The 1,825-nt window shown below is 63.1% G+C and carries 2 protein-coding genes; both read left to right on the forward strand.

Features of this window, described 5'->3' with window-relative positions; translation table 11 throughout:
* The coding region (locus tag JNL55_RS07800) for an amidohydrolase family protein (RefSeq protein WP_293851608.1) at positions 1-1,155 on the forward strand (1,155 nt) is incomplete at its 5' end.
* Between the two features lie 23 nt (positions 1,156-1,178).
* Positions 1,179-1,825 (forward strand): hypothetical protein (locus JNL55_RS07805; RefSeq protein WP_322111015.1); only part of this gene is annotated, 647 nt, incomplete at its 3' end.

Here is a 1,825-nt window from a genome sequence, read left to right on the forward strand (position 1 = left end):
GAGCTGCTGATACGAGACGGACGGATCGCTGCCGTTGGCAGTCGCGTCGACGTGCCTGCGGATGCCGAGCGCATCGACGTGTCCGGCAAGCGGATCTATCCCGGCATGATTTCCGCCAACAGCATTCTCGGCCTGCCGACCGCAGGGATGTTCGAAGCGAATCAGCCGCCCAACTCGCATTTCTTTCAGGAGCTGGGCTGGAACAACGCCAACCTGCGCCCGGATGTGGCGGTCGATCCGGATGGCCTCGCTTGGCCGGTGGCGCGCGCCAATGGCGTGCTGACGGCGCTGATCGTGCCAGGCGTCGGCCCGGAAGGCATCATTGCCGGCCGCTCGATGCTGATGAAACCGGATGGCTGGACCGCGCAACAAATGACGGTCGCCGGCCCGATCGCGCTGCATGTCTATTGGCCTGATACATCGGAGAAACGGACGCAGCTCGATCAGGCGCTGCGAGAGGCGCGAACCTATCTCTCCGCCAAGCTCGCTGGCCATGTCGAAGTGCCGGACCTGCGCTCCGAGGCAATGCTGCCGATCCTCGATCGCCGCATGCCGGTGTTCATCCACGCCGACCGGATCGCTCACATCCGCGCCGCGCTCGAGTTCGCTCGACAAGAAAGGCTGCGAATGGTTTTGGTAACGCAGATGAGCGGCAGCAGTGATGCCTGGCGCGTGGCGTCGACGCTGAAGGAACAAACCATTCCCGTCATCCTCGGCACTGCGCACACCCAGCCGACGTACAACTCGGATGATTACGACAGCGCGTTCACCATCGCCGGCAAGTTGGCCGCCGCCGGCGTGCAACTGGCGATTGCGAATAGAAACTCGCCTTACACGCTGCAAGGTGGCGTGACTGCCGAACGCAACTTGCCTTACCAAGCGGCAACCTTCGCCGCGTATGGGCTGGGTGCAGAAGGCGCATTGCGAGCCATCACGCTGACGCCCGCTGAGATCCTCGGCGTTGCCGATCACTTGGGTTCGCTCGACGCCGGCAAGGCGGCGACGCTGTTCATCGCCAGCGGCGACGTTCTCGATATTCGCAGCGCCGTCGAGCGCGCCTGGATCGATGGCCGCGAGGTCAACCTTGCCGCCAACCATCACACGCGGCTGTACGAGCGCTACCGCAAGAAATACCAAGGCCTGCCGAAAGAATGACGAGTAACAGCCCGCGAGCAAGATTGCGATGGACCGCTGCGCTGATCGCCGCGATGTTGATCGTCGCAACACCTGTGTCGGCGCGCGTGCTGTCGATGGACGACTTCGGTCGCGAGCAGACAATCTGGAGCGCACCGGAAATTTCTCCCGATGGTGCCTGGCTCGCGTATGTCATCAGTGCCGTCGACGCCAAGACCGACCGTTCCGTCAGCCGATTGTGGATGATGAGTTGGGATGGTCAGCAGAGCGTGCCGCTGACGCATGGACAATTCTCGGTGAGCGCCGTGCGCTGGAGCCCGGACGGACGACTGCTGACGTTCCTGTCGACGCGTTACGACAGCGATGCTGTTGCTCAGGTGTGGGCTTTGGATCGTCGCGGTGGCGAGGCTTATCCACTGACCGATGTGGCGGAAGGCGTCGGCGGCTACGAATGGTCGCCGGATTCGAAACGACTGGTGCTGGTGACTCGCAAGGCGACGCCGCCGCGTCCGAGCACTGCCATCGTCATCGAGCGCTACCAGTTCCAGAGCGACGGCGATCGCTATCGAGATGTGAATCTGGCGCCAGCGCGACTGCAGCTCTACGACCTCGCGACCAAGACTGCGGCAGCGTTGACCGACAGCAGTGAATTCGAAGAAGCGTCACCATCGTGGTCGCCGGATGGTACGCA

This window comes from Steroidobacter sp. (genome assembly GCF_016790065.1).
Classification (GTDB): Bacteria; Pseudomonadota; Gammaproteobacteria; order Steroidobacterales; family Steroidobacteraceae; genus Steroidobacter.